This window comes from Gammaproteobacteria bacterium (assembly GCA_027296625.1).
Classification (GTDB): domain Bacteria; phylum Pseudomonadota; class Gammaproteobacteria; order JAKEHO01; family JAKEHO01; genus JAKEHO01.
Genome location: JAPUIX010000107.1, coordinates 38,186 through 55,816, shown reverse-complemented (window position 1 = coordinate 55,816; position 17,631 = coordinate 38,186). Strand labels below are relative to the sequence as shown.

Below are 17,631 nucleotides of genomic sequence, written 5' to 3'. Positions count from 1 at the left end.
GATTATGGCTCAACACAGCCGAGGGTTCAACGATAGTTTCGCACTGCAATGTTATCAATAAGCCGCGCCGCGCCGAGCCAAGCGGCGGCAAGAATAATCAGATTCGAATCCCCGTCCCCCGGGTCATTGAGATCCTCGGCATTGGCAACTCTAAAGTATTCTGGCCTAAAGCCGGCTTCAGCAAGCTCCTGCAAGCCTATAGCCTCTATCCTTGCGTAGTCGGTGTTCCCCTGTTTGATCCGTGCGGCCGCGTTTTTCAGGAACTCAAATAATTTCGGTGCGATCCGGCGCTCAGCATCAGTCAAATAGTGATTGCGCGAACTTAGCGCCAAACCATCATCCTCACGTACCGTGGGAACGGCAACAATATCCACTGACATGCAAAGGTCCTTTGTCATCCTTTTTATCAATAACCACTGCTGGTAATCCTTCTCACCGAACACAGCGACCTGCGGTTGCACGATGTTAAGAAGCTTGGCGACTACGGTGGCAACGCCTGTAAAGTGCCCGGGGCGGAATGCACCACAGAGCATATTGTCGAGGGATGGGACAAAGACGCGTGTCTGATCCGCCCATCCCTCCGGGAAAAGCTCATGCACGTTTGGAGCAAACAAGAGATCCACGCCTGATTCCGCCAATTTTCGGGTGTCCTCATCGAATGGGCGGGGATAGGCCTCAAAATCCTCCCCCGCAACAAATTGCATCGGGTTGACAAAAATGGTCGCGACTGTGTGATCGGCGATCGTTCGCGCTTTCGTGACTAGGGCGAAATGCCCGGCGTGGAAGCCACCCATCGTCGGAACCAAGGCAATGCGCTCACCCGCAACACGCCATTGGCTCACAATATCTTGCAATGCCGCGATTTGCTGCACGGTTTGCATTAGTCAAAACCATGTTCTGGCGCGGGAAATTCCCCGGACTTGACGGACCGAACATAATCCTCAACAGCCGCCTGTATTGTTGCGTTAGACGCCAGAAAGTTTCGCGAAAATCTCGGTTGCCGACCGCTAATCCCCAGAACGTCATAAAGCACCAGCACCTGTCCATCGCAGTTGTTACCCGCACCGATGCCAATAACGGGAATCTCTAGCGTGCGCGCAATCTCCTTTGCCACACTGCGCGTCACACATTCGAGAACAAGCAGCGCCGCCCCCGCATCTTGTAACACGATGGCGTCCTTTCTGATCGCATCTGCGGTGCGCTGATTGCGCCCCTGAACAGGATAACCGCTCAATTTGTGTACCGATTGTGGTAACACGCCCAGATGTGCACACACTGGGATCCCCCGTGCATCGAGTTGCTGCACGGTATCAGCCAACCATGCACCGCCTTCCATCTTAACGACCTCCGCTCCGCCTTCGCTGACCAACCGCGCTGCGTTACCTACCGCCTGAGCGGTGTTGACGTAGCTCATAAACGGCATGTCCACCACTACCATCGCGCGCTCCGCACCCCGGCAAACGTGACGTGAGTGATAAATCATGTCGCGTAAGGTCACCTTAAGTGTCGTGTCCTCACCCTGCAGAACCATGCCTAATGAATCACCAACTAACAATATGTCGACACCCGCGCTATCAAGTTGCGCGGCAAAACTTGCATCATAGGCGGTAAGACAAGCAATCTTTTCCCCAGCCCGCTTCATTGTGCGCAAGCTGTTGAGTGTTACCTTTTCACTCATAGTTCTGCTGGGTTGAAATAGCGACGACCTGGTGGAAGGTTGCGAATATGGCGCAGCAGCAACTCATAGTGGTGGTTTTCGTGAACGACGTCGATCTCGGCAGCATTTACGATAAGCAGTGGAGCAATGTTAAAATTGTAAAAGAAATTCACATACGCATCGGCAACGCGTTGCAAATAGGGTTCTTGAATATTGCGCTCGTAGGGTACTCCGCGCTCCGAAATGCGTTTGAGCAGAACCTCGACTGGCGCTTGAAGGTAAATCACCAAATCCGGTACGGGCGCGTCGAGCGTCAATTTCTCGTAAACTTGATTATACAAGGCTAACTCATCGTCGCTCAGGGTGAGCTGAGCAAACAGTCGATCCTTTTCCATCAGAAAATCGGCCACTCCAACCCGCCTGAACATATCAGCCTGCCGCAGCGACTGGATCTGCCGTGCCCGGTTAAAAAGGAAGAACAGCTGAGTCGGTAAGGCCCCAGACACGGGGTCTTCATAGAAACGGGGCAAGAAGGGATTGTCCTCCGCGCCTTCCAGCATCAGATCGGTGCCGAAGCTATCCGCAAGGCGACGCGCGAGTGTTGTCTTACCGACACCAATTGGCCCCTCAATCGCGATATAGTCCGGGTAACCTTTAGTCATCACCCTGCAATCTGCGAAGCCCTTTCGATGGACAGGCTTTTAGTAACTCAGGCAAAGGCCCAAAACCCGGTATATTTAAATTAGGCGCTACCTCGCTCAGGGGATATAGGACAAAAGCGCGTCGCGCGATCCCGGGATGTGGCACGGTCAGTTCACTGCCCGACAACCGCTCTTCACCATAAACCAACAGATCGAGATCCAGCGTTCGAGGCCCCCAACGCTTGCCGGCACGTAATCTTCCCTGGCGTTGTTCAATGTCCTGCAGGTAATACAGCAACTCGTGCGCTGGCAACTCTGTATCCAGCACGGCCACTGCGTTGATATAGTCAGGTTGATCCTGAGGACCCATCGGCTCGGCGTGATACAGAGAAGAGTCTCTCAGCAACGTCGTCCCGGGCAACGCCGACAGGGCGTGCAATGCCATGTGAATTTGTTTCTCTGGATCGTCGAGATTACTTCCCAGCCCAATATAGGCACGTGTCATGGGTACGCACTCTCATGGTCGCATCAGTGATCAGCTTTGATCCTGTGCCGCCGCCGACGTTTTCTCCGCCCGCGACCTGCCGGCAATTCGTCAAGCATCGCTCGGCGTTCGGACTCATTGGCTTCCTGGAAAGCTGTCCACCACTCGGCGGCGGCCTTGACATCTTCGCCGGCTTCAGCGCGCAACAACAAAAAGTCATAAGCCGCACGAAAACGCGGATGCCGCAGCAGACGAACCGGGCGATTGCCGCTCAGGTTTCCAATCCTAGCTTGCAGCGCCCAGATCTCGCGAGCCATCCGTGTCATGACACGCGGCATGGCCATTCGCCTCACTTGCCTCGATATGACCGCGTCACTAGCCAATTGCGTGGCCTCCATTTCATTTAGCCCGTTGGCTCGATATTCATTAGCGAGCCGGCGCATTGGGTCCCATAACAGGGCCGCAAACAAGAAAGCAGGTATAACGGGTTTGTTTTCCGCAACGCGAGCGTCCGTATTTGCAAGCGCGCGCACCAAAAGCATATGCGGGAAGCGCCCTTCCTCCTCGCTCAGGCAGCGCTCCGTCTGAGGGAAAAGGTATACGAATAATGAGTGGTGACGAAGCCGTTCGAACGTCTGTAGCGCGTAGCCACCGAGAAACAGCTTCATCACTTCATCGCACAACCGCGAAGGTGGAATTTCCGCGAGAAGATAACCCAGCTCGTCTATGGGGGTTTCCGTATCCGGATGGATCTTGAAGCCCAGCTGCACCGCGAAACGAATGGCTCGAAGCATACGCACGGGATCTTCACGATATCGCCTAGCTGGATTACCAATGAGACGCAACTGTCCCGCTCTAATATCGCCCATACCTCCAACGTAATCTACAACGGTAAAATCTGCGATGTTGTAATACAGCGCGTTAACTGTGAAATCCCTTCGCCAAACATCATCATCAATATCACCATAGACGTTATCGCGGACAATGCGCCCACCTACAACGCGCCCGTCACCTTCAGGCTCGGCGTCATGAGGCGCGCGAAAGGTGGATACCTCAACAATCTCCCGTCCAAATCGTACGTGTGCGAGACGAAACCGGCGCCCGATTAGGTAGCAGTTGCGAAAGAGTTCCCTGACCTGCTGGGGCCGGGCGTCGGTCACGACGTCGAAATCCTTCGGCTCGCGACCCAGCAATAGATCGCGCACCCCACCACCCACCAGATAGGCCTTATATCCTGCATTCTTAAGGCGATACAGTACCTTTAGGGCATTTTCGCTGATATTGGCACGTGAGATGACGTGCTCTGCTCTAGGAACGATATGTGGCTCGATCGGGAGCCTTGCAATATTGCTTTGGCTCGTTAGCTTTTTCATAAACGCATTTGACCCGCGCAACAGTCTATAGAAACCACTCTTCTAAGGTCGCCGGGATGAATTTGAGCAGTACAGGCGCGCCCGTATAATAGCATCGTTTTCTTATCGTGCTGATCACATCGCCCGCTCCCTTCGTCTAGCGGCCTAGGACGTCGCCCTCTCACGGCGAAAACAGGGGTTCGAGTCCCCTAGGGAGCGCCACATCATGTGACGCGATGCCTCGTCGCACAGATTCCAATCAGACGACCTAAGATGCCGCAAACTATCCGTACGTCTCAACCTAACCATCCCCTGCAGCTTTGCCCACCAAGGATCGGAGCGCATCCGCCTGCTCGTTGCTGACACTACGACGCACAAGAATATCGACTGGTGTTACGGCCTTACCGTAATAAGCGTGATTCCATTTATCCCGAACTGCAATCGCCGCTCCTTCAACCGTCAGTCCCGCAAAGATCCCTTTAGACCGGGAGAAGGCCAGGATATCAGCGGTCGCCACTTTGGCACCGGCGCCGACCGGTCCCGCCGCGACGCTGGCATCTGCACCGAGATTAACAGAGGTAGAAAGCATCGAGTCCAGTCCCTTCTCCGTCATTACCATGAGTACTACCTCAGATAATTCAGCACCAATCTGCAAGCCAAAGGTAATATTCCCCATGGTGTAGAAGGCCGGATAACTCCAGTTGCCAGTCTTCGAATCCCGTGCCAGTAGCGCACCGCTGCCACCGGAGCCCCCAAACCAAAAACCCGCTTTCAAGAGTTCCGGCACGATAAATATTGCCTTTGCGGAACTTACATTATTACGAAACCAGCTCATATTTGGATCCGCAATGAAGTGCTCAAGTGTTGCCTGCGACAGGGTAACAAGCTGCTCGGGCCTCGCGATTTCCTCCTCAGCTGCTGCCACGGAAACATTCAAAAATACAGCGGCCATAATATAAGTCACCCTACGGAATCGAATGTGCTTCATTTCATCCTCCTAAGCCTGTCTCTTTGCCGGCGCAAACGGCTGTCATTGTCCTAAATGGGCAGCTGAGCATATCGCCCAATCACTCGGCCAGACTGGGGGAATTGGTAGGCTATGGCAAGACGAGTATCCGAGGTGCCCGTACGGCATAACTGAAACAAAAACGAGCCAAAAATCCCAATCGCCAAATTAATCATAGGATAGACCAAGCGCACTTCTGCCTACGCAGGCCAGGCATAGCTATTACGACACGATGGATGACGCTCTCGAGGGATGAGCACGGAAGAAAGAAACAGTGCGTCGGCGATTAACGTTTTCGTTCGCCGTGAAAAGGCGATGCGGATCTTAAATTACCGATGCAGCCTCTCAGGGCCCATTTTGTGCGAAGTACTCAACCGAAGTCGAGTCCACGATAGTCGAAACGGCATTGATAACTAAGCCGGGTTCATCCAGGTGAATGGAATGCCCGCTATGTTCGGCAACCAAATGCACTGAGCGTGGCGCTAATGTAGCCAGCTCATCTTGAAGTTCCGTCCATACTTTTTCCATAAGATCGCCATAATAATTAGTCGGCCAGACTCGTTTACCCCGCGTCAAAACCATGAGAGGGACATTCGGCAACGGGCCAGCGCTGGCCACTTGAGACGCACTGATTTTAAAGCTCTCAAGTTCCAGACGCTGAGTGATCCCGGCCTTGCGGGTAGACATGAGCGCAAACGCCTGCAGGCGCACCTCATGGGGGTAATTGTCTGGCATCACGGGTCTCGATATCCAGACGCGTGTAGTGTAAGGCGCATAGGAATCGTATACCTTTACGATGCGGGGCGGTGGCCCGACTTTTTTCGTCTTCCTGCTCGGCAATCGTGCATCCTGGTCGGGATGCGACGAATCAATCAGGACTAGGCCTTGAACATCCGCCGGGTGTTTACTCGCAAAATAGCGGATGTTGTAACCGCCAAAGGAATGGCCAACCAATATATACGGACCGCGGATATTGGCATTCTTCAATAGCGTGTACAGTTCCGTTGCAATCTGTTTGGTCGTGCGAGGTAGCGGCCCAGGATCGCTCCAACCGTAACCGGCGCGATCATAGGTGCAGACCTGATAGTGTTTCGCCAACGCGTTCTGGATACGCGTCCATTCCAGCGAGAACCCACCAACACCGGAGTCAATCACCACCGTCTGCCGCCCGTGGCCCTTGCAGAGGATATGGAGTTTATGGGATCCGACGCTCACGCGTTGTCCAGGGGGGTTCGTCCAATCGAAGCCCGCTTCATCCGTCGCCCCGACGGCGAGCGGCAGCGTGGCAATCAGCACCGCCACAAGGCATACCAAACCCTGTCCCAAACGGTAGGGAAGCTCGAAAATGTCTTGCATGTGCCTGTGGCTCGTATTCATCATTCACACACTACTTGATCTGATGCGATCCATCCGCTTTCCTGCATAGCCGGGGATCCCAGGGCAAACTCCTTAACGGTACCAACGGCACTCTGCCGCTCCGGCGCCTCCTTATTAACCCGTTAAACCATGGGCGCACGACCTATATAACGAATGAACCCGATATTTTGCCCACTTTGTAACCTCTAGCAGCTTGATTGGGGCCTGTCAGCCGAAACCGGACAAAGGGTGCATCTCGGCCGATAAACGGCTGACAACGAATCTCCCTGGTGGGGTTCGGCGCTGTCTCCATAGTACATATGGCTAACTCTATTAAGATCAATAACAACAATGATTAAATTGAGGTTGAGTATAACGTATCCTAAGCATCCGCGCAGGGCGATCGAGCCCCCCTCACCCATCGTAGCAGGGACTTCAATTATTTTACCATAATTTTCAGGTAGTTATATTTGCCTTGCCTAGGCCATCCTGAGACCGTTCAACAATGCGCCGATACCTTCCGCGATCGTGATTGTTGCGCTGCAACATAATGATAGCCCAGATACCCCCCATTGCAACCCCAGCCAGCGCCAGATGGGGATGCACGTAGGCTACAAACGCTCGGTAGCCAAAAGCAAAGCCCAATTCTCGGTGACCACATTGTCTATGCGAGGCAACGCGCGTTTAATACGCCCACCAGTGCCAACCTTCACCACCTCGATGCAATCGAATACATCATCTAACCAGTATGTCGGGCTGGCGCGGCGCCTAGCGGCGATTTCTTACGACGCCTTGCTGTTATTCTCCGTTTTATTTGTCGCAACGCTCCCCTTACTGCGCTTTACCGATGGTGAAGCAATTCCTCCCGGAAGTGCGTTCTATGCAGCGTATCTGCTGCTCATTAGCTTCCTGTACTACGGATGGCATTGGACCCGGGACGGACAGACACTCGGTATGCGTACGTGGCGAATTCGCATTAAGCAGGAAGACGGTCAGAAAGTATCCTGGCGGCGCGCAGCATTACGCTTCCTCTGCGCAATCGGGTCCTGTCTGCTTCTCGGCTTAGGATTTCTCTGGTCTGTGTGGGATCGCGACAAGCTCGCCTGGCACGATCGCCTTTCTGGCACGGTCCTGGTCAGTGCTGAGCCAACTGACGCTGGTCGTCATAAGTGAATATTTTATCTTTGAAAAAAAAATGACCTACGCCCGTCGCATCAGCACTAAAGTGACAGCAATAATGATCAACGTCGGGATAGCCACACTGATCCCGAGGTTAACGTTGTATATAACCCCGAGGTGTGCGCTCAACTGATTGGCAATGTAAAAGGCGATGCCGATTAGAGATGCGATAAATACGCGCTGGGCCATCCCAAACCCCTGCAAGGAGGCGAGCACAATGGGAACCGCAATCAGGACCATCGCGCCAATGCCAATAGGATGCGTTATTTTGCCCCACAGCGCTTGCTCGTAACGAACGCTCTCTTGTGCGTTTGTTTTTAGGTAGCGGATGTAGTCAAACAGTTCCCACCCCGAAAGGTGTTTAGGTTTAAGAATAACCATATTGATCATATCGGGGGTAAGCACTGATTCCCACTTAGCACGATCTATTTTATTTTTGCTGACGCCATCGTCACCAATGGACGTCTGTTCCAAATCCTCGAGAAACCATTGTCCATCCGAGTAGTACGCACTCTTGGCAATTGTGGTTGCCCGTAGTCGGTTCGCATCATCAAATTCATATATATAGATCCCCCTGAGCCTATCTCCTGGCAAGATTGTCTTAACATTAATAAAACTTTGGCCATCGCGCGTCCAATAGCCGTGCTTTCCTTTCAATGAGATTTGTTCGGTCAACGCCACTGAACGAAGATGACGCGCATATTGTGCAGCAGGTGGTGCGATGAACTCGCCCAAAACAATCACCAGTGCAGCCAACACCAATCCAGCCTTCATCACCGACACAAGAACACCTGCAACTGACACGCCGGCCCCTCGGACTATAGTAAGCTCGCCATTCCTTGCGAGAATGCTGAGCGCAACCATACTCCCAACGACGGCTGCAATCGGAAACAGCTCATAGGTATGTTGGGGCACACTCAAGAGGGTAAATTCAACGGCCTGCAAAACACTGTAGTTTGCCTGGCCCGCTCGTCTCAATTCATCGATCAATAGAAAGAAGGCAGATAACGCAAGCAACCCTGCTAGAATGACAAGCGTGGACTGGACCACGGCCAGGCCAATATAGCGATCCAGGATCTTCATGCTTTTGAGGCGAAAACCCGCCGCGCGCCAACGCCTTTCCACCAGCGCCTTAATACAGGAAAGTAGTATAGGATCGCAATCACGATAACTAATGCCCCGTGTGCCCACCAGAGACCAATATAGGTAGGCAGCTCCCCTCGCTTTAGCATATGAATGGATATCTCCAGCAGATTGATATAAAGAACATAGATTAGGATTGCAATTATGAAAACGGCGTGCTGGCGACGACCGAGTGTCATACGAGATAGCAACGCAGCCAGCAGGGGCAATAAAATACAGGCCAGTACTTTTGCGGCACGCGATTGCAGTTCAGCGGCATATTTGGCTTGATCATAGTGCCAAAGCACGCTCGTTGGTATCGCACGAGTGCTGACAGCCGTACTTACATCGCTTGCACTCTCAATGAGCATTGCATAGCGTTTATAATCAGTCACCTTATAATCGAGTTGTCCTGGCGTCCTTTCGTAGTGGCGCCCCTCTTCAAATACCACAAAGCGACCCCCGCTGCTCTCGTCCGTCTCCAGCTGCGCTTGTTTAGCCGTGAGAATCCCTAGCTTGTCGCGTTCACGTACCTGCAAAAACACATCCCTCATGACTCGGCCATCCGAGGACACCTGATCCACATAAACGACGCCATTGCCCTTGCTAAATTCCTTGAAGCGCCCCGCGGCTATCCCCGTGATATCAGACTCCTTTATTGCCTGTGCGCGAAGTTGCAGGGACTCCGACCTTGCCCATGGGCCCGCGTAGAATGAAATCAACCCGACAACCAGTGCAAATGCCAAGGCGAAGCGGAGCACCGCCCCGAGAATAAAGGACGGACCGAGTCCAGAGGCGAAAATCGCCATTAGCTCACTATCGCGCCGCATACACGATAAGGCGATCAGGACTGCAACATACAGCGACACGGGAAGCAGCACGGTAAGCTTTTCTATCAATTTAAAGGCGAGCATCTTATAAATGAGAGCAGTTGCTAGCGCGCCCATCGCAACGTCTGCCAGATACTTAGCGAATAGGATGCCGCCGTACATGACGACGAGCAGCATAGTAATCGTAAACATCCACCGGAAAATCTCGCGATAGATATAACTTCGAATAAGCAACTGGATCTACCCCTTGCTCGCTCTCAAGGACGTGCTTTGCGTCCTACGCTGTAAATGAATACACTTGACAGAAAAATGACAGAAGTACCCAAATCGGGCAAAATTCATTGCCACCGGTTAGATGTTGCTGATTTATACAACGATTGTCTCCAATTAGACTGCTGAAGCTACTATGGAATTCACCGTCAAAAGTGGAAGTCCAGAAAAGCAGCGCACCGCATGTGTTGTTGCGGGTGTGTTTGAACCCAGACGCCTATCGCAAGCCGCGAAAGCAATTGACACTGCCAGCAAGGGCTTCTTATCAAACCTTATAAGGCGAGGCGATATCGAAGGTAGACTTGGGCAGACTCTCCTGTTGCATAACGTGCCGGGGACGCTTGCTGATAGGGTTTTGCTGGTAGGTTGTGGGCATGAGCGCGATCTCGGCAATAACCAGTTTCGCGACATAACATCCAAAACGGCCGCTCAGCTGAATGAAACGGGTTCCATGGAAGCAGTCAGTTATCTAACGGAGCTTAACATAAAAGGCCACGATATCTACTGGAAGGTAAGACAATCGGTTGAAGTGTCTCGAAATGCCCTATATCGGTTTGACGAACTAAAAAGCAAGAAGAATTCCACTCGACGACCTTTGCGAAAGATTATTCTGAGCGTTCCGACTCGGCGTGCCCTTCCCATAGGCGATAAGGCGGTTGCCGAAGGACAGGCTATTGCGAACGGCGTTAAACTCACGAAAGACCTCGCCAACTTACCGGGCAATATCTGTACCCCAACATTCTTGGCCAAGCAGGCTAAAGAACTACAAAAAGTTCACAAGTCAATCAAGATTAAGGTATTGGATGAGGCGGAAATGGAGCAGCTTGGCATGGGGGCATTGCTCGCAGTATCTCGCGGTAGTCACGAGCCTGCCAAACTCATCACACTGGAATACCGCGGTACATCGAAAGATACAAAGCCAGTTGTCCTCGTCGGGAAGGGCGTCACTTTCGATTCTGGAGGGATTTCGATCAAACCCGCGGCACAAATGGACGAGATGAAGTTCGATATGTGTGGCGCAGCGAGCGTGCTTGGAACACTCGCTACTACAGCAGAACTTAACCTGCCAATCAACGTCGTCGGCGTCATTCCGGCGACAGAAAACATGCCAAACGGCAATGCCACAAAACCCGGCGATATCGTCACCAGCCTGTCCGGTCAGACGATTGAAATCCTGAACACTGACGCAGAAGGACGTTTAATTCTCTGTGATGCACTGACCTACTGTGAGCGTTTTAATCCAGACGTAGTTATCGACATCGCCACGCTAACAGGTGCTTGCGTTATCGCGCTAGGTAAATACGCAACTGGCCTTTTAAGTAATCATAGCCCGCTCGCCAATGACCTACTAAATGCCGGAAAAACAAGTAATGACCGAGCCTGGCAACTACCGCTATGGGAGGATTATCATCAACAACTCGATAGTCCCTTTGCCGACATAGCCAACGTCGGTGGACGGGAAGCGGGCACGATTACCGCTGCTAGTTTCTTGTCACGATTTACCAAACAGTTTCATTGGAGCCACCTGGATATTGCTGGGACTGCCTGGACTGGTGGAAAAGAAAAAGGAGCAACTGGCAGACCAGTCCCCCTCCTTGCGCAGTACCTCCTTGACCGTTGCAACTGAAATTATGTTAGGGTCCATGCCATAATTAGCCATGGCCCGTGTGGATTTCTACGTGCTCGCTCATACCACCGCTGAAGACAGAAATCGCTACGCCTGCACATTGGCAGAAAAAGCGTGGCACGAAGGGCACCGTGTTTACATACACGCCAGTTCGCTTGCAGAAGCCGAGGCGATGGACCAGTTACTATGGACATTTAAGGATATCGCCTTTCTTCCGCATGAATTGGTCCGGGGTCATGAGGAGCAAGACGTGCCCATTCTAGTAGGCTGCGGGGAGCATGCCCCGGAAGCACCCGATTTAATGATCAACCTGTCGCATCCTGTGCCGGCATTTGTCAGTCGATTCTCAAGGATCATCGAGCTGGTGGATGAACACGGCGCGGCCCGCGAACGCGCCCGAGACCGCTACCGCTTTTACCGGGAGCAAGGACATACATTGCATAACCACACCATCGACTCAGGCCATGAGTAATCCAGGCTCATCGGACAATCACAACCCCCACCACGATAATGCCACCGAGCGCGCCCTCGATGGCTTGGTTAATGAACTTGAAGATCTGCTGCACGGAGGCCCCCACGCAAGTGTGCCCCCAAGGAAGGGCGAGATGCTGGCCGATGATGATGCGAATGGGGTGATGGATGCGCCAGACGTTCCTGAGATTCCATTGCTCGACGATCTCATCGCACCGGGAGAATTTGGAGAAGATTCCAAGGCAGCATTCGGTGACAACAGTATCTCAGGGTCGCACGCTCACCATATGCTGGATCGAGACCAAGCCACCCCATACCAAAGCCTCATCAAGGAAGTCGAGGATATCCTTGAAATGAGGCTTGGCGAGTTGATGGCCGATGCCAAAGCAACCATGATGGGCGAGATTAAGGCGCATCTGGAAACACGGCTTGCCGAGGTCCTCGCTGGCCGTCGCAGAGAACCCCCTAAACAATCCCATGGGCCATCGCCATCTGCCCAGGACACGGAAACCCCCACGGCCAAAAGGGTGGGTAAAGACGACTTCCAAAGCTCCTGAAAGTTTCTGAGTTGCCCGGTTGCAAAGCCGCGGTCTTTTGCAAGCCTGTGCCATCAAAGCCAGAATACGCGTTGACATGATCGACTTGAGCGATTCTCGGATACCGCGCGGCCCCGATTTTTCGCAAGCCAACCGCTAAAACGCATAATGGAAAAGACCTATAACCCGCATGCCATTGAACAGCGCTGGTATGTCGAGTGGGAGCAACGCGGCTACTTCGCACCGCGCGGCGATGGCCCCGCTTACTGCATCATGCTACCGCCACCTAACGTTACCGGCAGCCTGCACATGGGTCACGCGTTTCAGGACACGCTAATGGACGTACTCATCCGCTACCACCGCATGAAAGGCGACAAGACCTTGTGGCAGTCCGGGACAGATCATGCCGGAATTGCGACGCAAATGGTGGTGGAACGGCAGCTGGCGGAAAAAGGTGAAACCCGTCACAGCCTTGGCCGGGAGGATTTCATCGAAGCCGTTTGGCAGTGGAAAGAGGCGGCTGGTGGCAATATCACCCAGCAGTTACGGCGCATGGGATCCTCCATGGATTGGTCGCGGGAACGATTCACCCTTGACAAAGAGCAATCCGGCGACGAAGGCCAGTTGTCAAGGGCGGTACGAGAGGTGTTCGTACGCCTCTATGACGAGGGCCTTATCTACCGTGGAAAACGGCTGGTGAATTGGGATCCTGTGTTGCACACGGCCGTCTCAGATCTTGAGGTCATTTCCACGGAAGAAGACGGATCTCTTTGGTACATCCATTATCCATTGGCAGATGGGGAGGCCAACCTGACAGTTGCCACCACACGCCCCGAGACAATGCTGGGGGATGTCGCGGTGGCAGTACACCCCGAAGACGGACGTTACCGAAACATGATCGGGAAAGAAGTCTCGCTGCCGCTAACGGGGCGCACAATCCCGGTGATAGCGGATGATCATGTGGACCCGAAGTTCGGGACCGGCTGCGTCAAGGTCACGCCAGCACACGACCACAACGACTATCAAATGTGGATTCGCCACAAGAAGGCGTTGGCCAATCAACCCCTAGAGGGGCTCGTTAACATCTTCAAAATCGATGCACGGCTGAAAGATGCGGCGTCCGACGACATTTCCTTTGCCCAGCGCGCAGGATTTGTTGAAGAGGGGGCGTCGACGGACAGCGGAGGCTTATCGGCGGTAGCCACGTACGAACTCATCCCAAAAGAGTATCGCGGCATGGATCGATACGATGCGCGTAGGCAGATCATTGAGGACCTGAAGGCGCAAGGGTTATTGGAACGCGTTGAAACACATCGTCTGATGGTGCCCCGCGGTGATCGCTCCCACGCTGTGATCGAGCCCTACCTCACGGATCAATGGTTCGTCCAGGTGGGCCCGCTGGCAAAACCAGCGATTGAAGCGGTCGAAAAGGGCAACATCCGGTTTGTCCCGGAGAGTTGGGCCAAAACCTACTTTGAATGGATGCGTCATATTGAGGACTGGTGCATTAGCCGACAGATCTGGTGGGGACACCGCATACCCGCTTGGTACGATGCAAAAGGGCAAGTGTATGTCGGGCATTCAGAAAAGGAGGTCAGAGAAAAGGGGCAAATCCCAGATGACGTAGAGCTCAGACGCGACCCCGACGTGCTGGACACGTGGTTTTCATCAGCGCTATGGCCCTTTTCGACACTCGGTTGGCCAAACGACACGCCGGATCTGGCGACATTTTACCCAACAAGCGTGCTTGTCACGGGGTTCGACATCATCTTCTTCTGGGTCGCTCGAATGATGATGATGGGACTCAAGTTCACCGGCCAAGTACCTTTCAGGGAAGTCTACATCCACGGCCTTATCCGAGATGCGGATGCTCAGAAGATGTCCAAGTCAAAAGGTAACATTCTCGACCCATTAGATCTCATCGACGGCGTCGACCTGGAGTCGCTGGTTACTAAGCGCACCACCAGCTTAATGCGGCCTGCTGACGCACCCCGTATCGAGAAGATCACCCGAGCCCAGTTCCCCAATGGCATCCCCGCTTACGGCACGGATGCCTTGCGTTTCACCTTTGCGTCCCTTGCGACCCAGGGGCGCGATATCCGCTTTGACCTCGGCCGCATTGAGGGTTATCGCAACTTCTGTAACAAGCTATGGAACGCAGCACGTTATGTGCTATTGAGCCGTGACGGCCAAATGATCGATATGGGCGGGGATAACGAGTTTGGGCTCGCAGAGCGCTGGATCAGCTCTCATCTACAACAGACAACCAAACAAGTCATTGACGCAATCGAATCTTATCGCTTCGATCTCGCCGCCCAAGCAATCCATGAATTTACCTGGGATGAATATTGCGACTGGTACTTGGAATTATCCAAAACGATCCTAAATGACCAAGAGAGCAGCGATGCCAGTAAGCGTGGGACATGGAATACGCTAGTGGAAGTATTGGAGCACCTTTTGAGGCTATCTCATCCCTTTATGCCGTTTATTACCGAAGACATTTGGCAGCGTATCGCGCCCCTTGTGGGCATCCAGGACGACACCATCATGCTGCGGCCTTACCCGGCCCCCGACCTGGATCGCCTCGATCAGGATGCGTTGACTGAGATGAACTGGATAAAGGCGTTTATCCTCGGTGTGCGCCAAATCCGCGCTGAACTGAACATCCCCCCCAGCAAGCACTTGCCGGTCCTAATCAAGGACGGAACATCTAAGGAGCGGACCTGGCTGGACAGCAACCGCCACTATGTACATGCCCTTGCCAAGATCGATTCGATCACGCCATCAAACGGTGAAAGCTCTGGTGACGTGGCTACCGCGCTCGCAGGCGAGATGACACTTCTGATCCCGCTAAAGGATCTAATTGATCGCAACGCCGAGCGCAACCGGCTCAGCCGGGAGATCGCGAAGTTGCAAAAAGACCTTGCGCGCTCTGAAGAGAAGCTCAAGAACAACGCCTACCTCAAGAGGGCACCGGCTGACATCGTCCAAAAAGAGCGCAGCCGTTTCAATGAGCTAGGCGCAGCGATCACGAAACTCGAGGCACAACGTGCGCGGATCGAGGCACTCTAGAACAAACGGTCACGCGGTTCACCTTGTCCTTATGGCAATCAGGACAAGCTTGCTCGCGGACGAACAGGCGTTTATCGTTGGGATCCAGCAGGCTTCGACCTGATAATGACGACCATGTTTTCGCGGTTACGAGAAGATATCGCCTGCGTATTTGAGCGCGACCCGGCAGCCCGCACCACGTTCGAGGTGCTGACCACCTCGCCGGGCCTGCATGCTATCTGGTTGCACAGGGTCAGCCACGGCCTCAGCAATCTGGGTTTGAAATGGCTGGCACGCTTCCTCTCCACCCTCGCGCGCTGGCTAACCGGCGTTGAGATCCACCCCGGCGCGAAGATTGGGCGGCGTTTCTTTATCGACCACGGGATGGGCGTCGTTATTGGCGAGACATCGGAAATCGCCGACGATTGCAGCTTGTACCATGGTGTCACGCTAGGTGGCACAACCTGGCAGAAGGGCAAGCGCCACCCCACGTTGTGCAACAGTGTGGTGGTCGGGGCAGGGGCCAAGATATTGGGACCGGTCACCATTGGTGAGAATGCCCGCATTGGCTCCAATGCCGTGGTCGTCATGGACGTGCGCGCCGGGGCGACCGTTGTGGGCGTGCCGGGCCACATCGTGACCCGCAAAACCGGCAAGACCAAAGAACGCATCGCCATGGCGAAGAAAATGGGCTTCGATGCCTACGGGCAAACCCGCGATATGCCTGATCCGATGGCGAATGCCATCGATGCCATCTTGGATCACATGCACCTGGTGGATAGACAGCTGCAGGCCCTACTCACGCGGATGGAAGCCCTTGGGATCGACGTCGCCGATCTGGAGCCGGCCGGCGCCGATAAAACCGCCCCAGAATCAGTAGAAACGGAGCGAATCCCCGGTGCCAAGAAAGAGAAACCCTGAGGTGACCTCGTACCCTGCCTCAGGCGAGAGTCCGTATTCTGGCGCGTTCTAACCGTCTTCAAACACCCCTGTCCGCTGCACTGCACGGAGCACGGCCCCTAAAAATAGGGGCCGCCGTGTTGGCCGGAACTTCCCAAGGCAATAGTTGACTAAAATACTCAGATATGGGATGCTGGCTGGCCCTATTCCCTGAGGCAACCAAACCGGCAGGAAAAGACCATGAGACTCACGACCAAGGGCCGCTATGCGGTCACAGCGATGCTGGATCTGGCGCTGCATGACGACGAGGGGCCGATATCCCTTGCAGACATCTCATTTCGCCAGGGCATCTCCTTGTCCTATCTCGAACAGTTGTTTTCGCGTCTTCGAAAACATGGATTGGTGGCAAGCGCCCGGGGACCGGGAGGGGGCTATCGCCTTGGCCGCTCGGTAGATGAGCTCTCGGTAGCCCACATCATCAATGCGGTGGATGAGCCAGTCGATGCCACCCGATGCGGGGGCACGCAAAATTGCCAGGACGATCAACGTTGTCTGACACATGATCTGTGGGACGACCTGAGTCAGGAGATCTATCGTTTCTTAGACCGCACGACTTTGGGACTGCTCGTGCAGCGTCGCAGGGTCCGGGAAGTATCCCGACGCCAGGATCAAGCAATTGTTCATATGCGCCTACAACAAAACGTCGGCACATCATGACGCGATTGAAGGATCGCCAAAGTTCACACAATTTAAGTTGAAGAAATCAGACATGGGCATCACGTTAACCGAGAGCGCAGCTCGCCACATAAAACGTTATCTAACCGAACACGGTAGCAAGGTAGCATTTCGGGTTGCTGTGAAATCGACGGGATGCTCAGGCTATATGTATGTCATTGAAGCGGCTGATGAGATTAAGGAGCAAGATCATGTGTTCGAGTCAAATGGAATAAAGGTGATTGTCGATCCTGAAAGTTTCAACCTCCTCGCTGGTACCGAGCTCGACTATACCCGAGACGGAATTAACGAGGGATTTAGATTCCACAACCCCAATGTCCAGACGACCTGTGGTTGCGGCGAGAGCTTTAACGTGTAGCGACAAAGCGCATCGCGGAATTGGGCGAGGCAATACAAACATATGACAGGAGTGAC

The 17,631-nt window shown here is 53.7% G+C and carries 17 protein-coding genes and 1 tRNA gene; 9 read left to right on the top strand and 9 right to left on the bottom strand.

Annotated elements, in window-relative coordinates; genetic code table 11:
- Positions 1–26: 26 nt before the first annotated feature.
- From panC to pcnB, 5 genes are read right to left on the bottom strand one after another with little or no spacing between them, the layout of a single operon-like run.
- Positions 27–881: a pantoate--beta-alanine ligase gene (gene panC / locus O6944_05940; GenBank protein MCZ6718675.1), complete on the bottom strand. Its 855-nt coding sequence runs from the start codon at positions 879–881 to the stop codon at positions 27–29.
- Entirely contained in the window at positions 881–1,678 is a 798-nt protein-coding gene (gene panB, locus O6944_05935; protein ID MCZ6718674.1) for a 3-methyl-2-oxobutanoate hydroxymethyltransferase, read from the bottom strand. Before panB ends, panC begins: the two co-directional genes overlap by 1 nt.
- On the bottom strand, positions 1,675–2,319 hold the full coding sequence (locus O6944_05930; protein MCZ6718673.1) for a deoxynucleoside kinase: 645 nt from the start codon (positions 2,317–2,319) through the stop codon (positions 1,675–1,677). Before O6944_05930 ends, panB begins: the two co-directional genes overlap by 4 nt.
- Entirely contained in the window at positions 2,312–2,803 is a 492-nt protein-coding gene (folK, locus tag O6944_05925; protein MCZ6718672.1) for a 2-amino-4-hydroxy-6-hydroxymethyldihydropteridine diphosphokinase, read from the bottom strand. The genes O6944_05930 and folK overlap by 8 nt, the downstream gene beginning before the upstream one ends.
- Positions 2,804–2,826: 23 nt before the next feature.
- Entirely contained in the window at positions 2,827–4,155 is a 1,329-nt protein-coding gene (pcnB, locus tag O6944_05920) for a polynucleotide adenylyltransferase PcnB (protein ID MCZ6718671.1), read from the bottom strand.
- A gap of 125 nt (positions 4,156–4,280) precedes the next feature.
- On the opposite strand from pcnB, the gene O6944_05915 reads away from it, so the two are divergent.
- Positions 4,281–4,356 (top strand) — tRNA-Glu (locus O6944_05915).
- Positions 4,357–4,435: 79 nt separating this feature from the next.
- On the opposite strand, the gene O6944_05910 is transcribed toward O6944_05915, so the two are convergent.
- Both O6944_05910 and O6944_05905 read right to left on the bottom strand, forming a co-directional pair.
- A complete protein-coding gene (locus O6944_05910; GenBank protein ID MCZ6718670.1) occupies positions 4,436–5,122 on the bottom strand; it encodes a lipid-binding SYLF domain-containing protein in 687 nt (228 codons plus the stop codon).
- Between the two features lie 363 nt (positions 5,123–5,485).
- Positions 5,486–6,496: an alpha/beta hydrolase gene (locus tag O6944_05905; GenBank protein MCZ6718669.1), complete on the bottom strand. Its 1,011-nt coding sequence runs from the start codon at positions 6,494–6,496 to the stop codon at positions 5,486–5,488.
- 699 nt (positions 6,497–7,195) lie between these two features.
- On the opposite strand from O6944_05905, the gene O6944_05900 reads away from it, so the two are divergent.
- Positions 7,196–7,669, top strand: a complete 474-nt coding sequence (locus O6944_05900; protein MCZ6718668.1) for an RDD family protein — start codon at positions 7,196–7,198, stop codon at positions 7,667–7,669.
- A gap of 27 nt (positions 7,670–7,696) precedes the next feature.
- On the opposite strand, the gene lptG is transcribed toward O6944_05900, so the two are convergent.
- Both lptG and lptF read right to left on the bottom strand, forming a co-directional pair.
- Positions 7,697–8,758 carry an LPS export ABC transporter permease LptG gene (gene lptG, locus O6944_05895; GenBank protein MCZ6718667.1) on the bottom strand — a complete coding sequence of 354 codons (1,062 nt, stop codon included), beginning with the start codon at positions 8,756–8,758 and terminating at the stop codon, positions 7,697–7,699.
- A complete protein-coding gene (gene lptF, locus O6944_05890) occupies positions 8,755–9,861 on the bottom strand; it encodes an LPS export ABC transporter permease LptF (protein MCZ6718666.1) in 1,107 nt (368 codons plus the stop codon). Before lptF ends, lptG begins: the two co-directional genes overlap by 4 nt.
- 172 nt (positions 9,862–10,033) lie before the next feature.
- Here lptF and O6944_05885 point away from each other — a divergent pair, with 172 nt between their 5' ends.
- The 7 genes from O6944_05885 to O6944_05855 all read left to right on the top strand — a co-directional run bounded on the left by O6944_05885 (position 10,034) and on the right by O6944_05855 (position 17,575).
- Positions 10,034–11,524, top strand: a complete 1,491-nt coding sequence (locus tag O6944_05885; GenBank protein MCZ6718665.1) for a leucyl aminopeptidase — start codon at positions 10,034–10,036, stop codon at positions 11,522–11,524.
- 31 nt (positions 11,525–11,555) lie between these two features.
- A complete protein-coding gene (locus O6944_05880) occupies positions 11,556–11,996 on the top strand; it encodes a DNA polymerase III subunit chi (protein ID MCZ6718664.1) in 441 nt (146 codons plus the stop codon).
- A complete protein-coding gene (locus O6944_05875) occupies positions 11,989–12,552 on the top strand; it encodes a hypothetical protein (GenBank protein MCZ6718663.1) in 564 nt (187 codons plus the stop codon). The genes O6944_05880 and O6944_05875 overlap by 8 nt, the downstream gene beginning before the upstream one ends.
- 147 nt (positions 12,553–12,699) lie before the next feature.
- Positions 12,700–15,603: a valine--tRNA ligase gene (locus O6944_05870; protein MCZ6718662.1), complete on the top strand. Its 2,904-nt coding sequence runs from the start codon at positions 12,700–12,702 to the stop codon at positions 15,601–15,603.
- A 114-nt stretch (positions 15,604–15,717) separates the two neighbouring features.
- Positions 15,718–16,503, top strand: coding sequence for a serine O-acetyltransferase (gene cysE / locus O6944_05865; GenBank protein ID MCZ6718661.1), 786 nt, complete (start codon positions 15,718–15,720; stop codon positions 16,501–16,503).
- Between the two features lie 219 nt (positions 16,504–16,722).
- Positions 16,723–17,199, top strand: a complete 477-nt coding sequence (locus O6944_05860; protein MCZ6718660.1) for an Rrf2 family transcriptional regulator — start codon at positions 16,723–16,725, stop codon at positions 17,197–17,199.
- A gap of 52 nt (positions 17,200–17,251) precedes the next feature.
- Positions 17,252–17,575 carry an iron-sulfur cluster assembly accessory protein gene (locus O6944_05855; protein ID MCZ6718659.1) on the top strand — a complete coding sequence of 108 codons (324 nt, stop codon included), beginning with the start codon at positions 17,252–17,254 and terminating at the stop codon, positions 17,573–17,575.
- Positions 17,576–17,631: the final 56 nt, after the last annotated feature.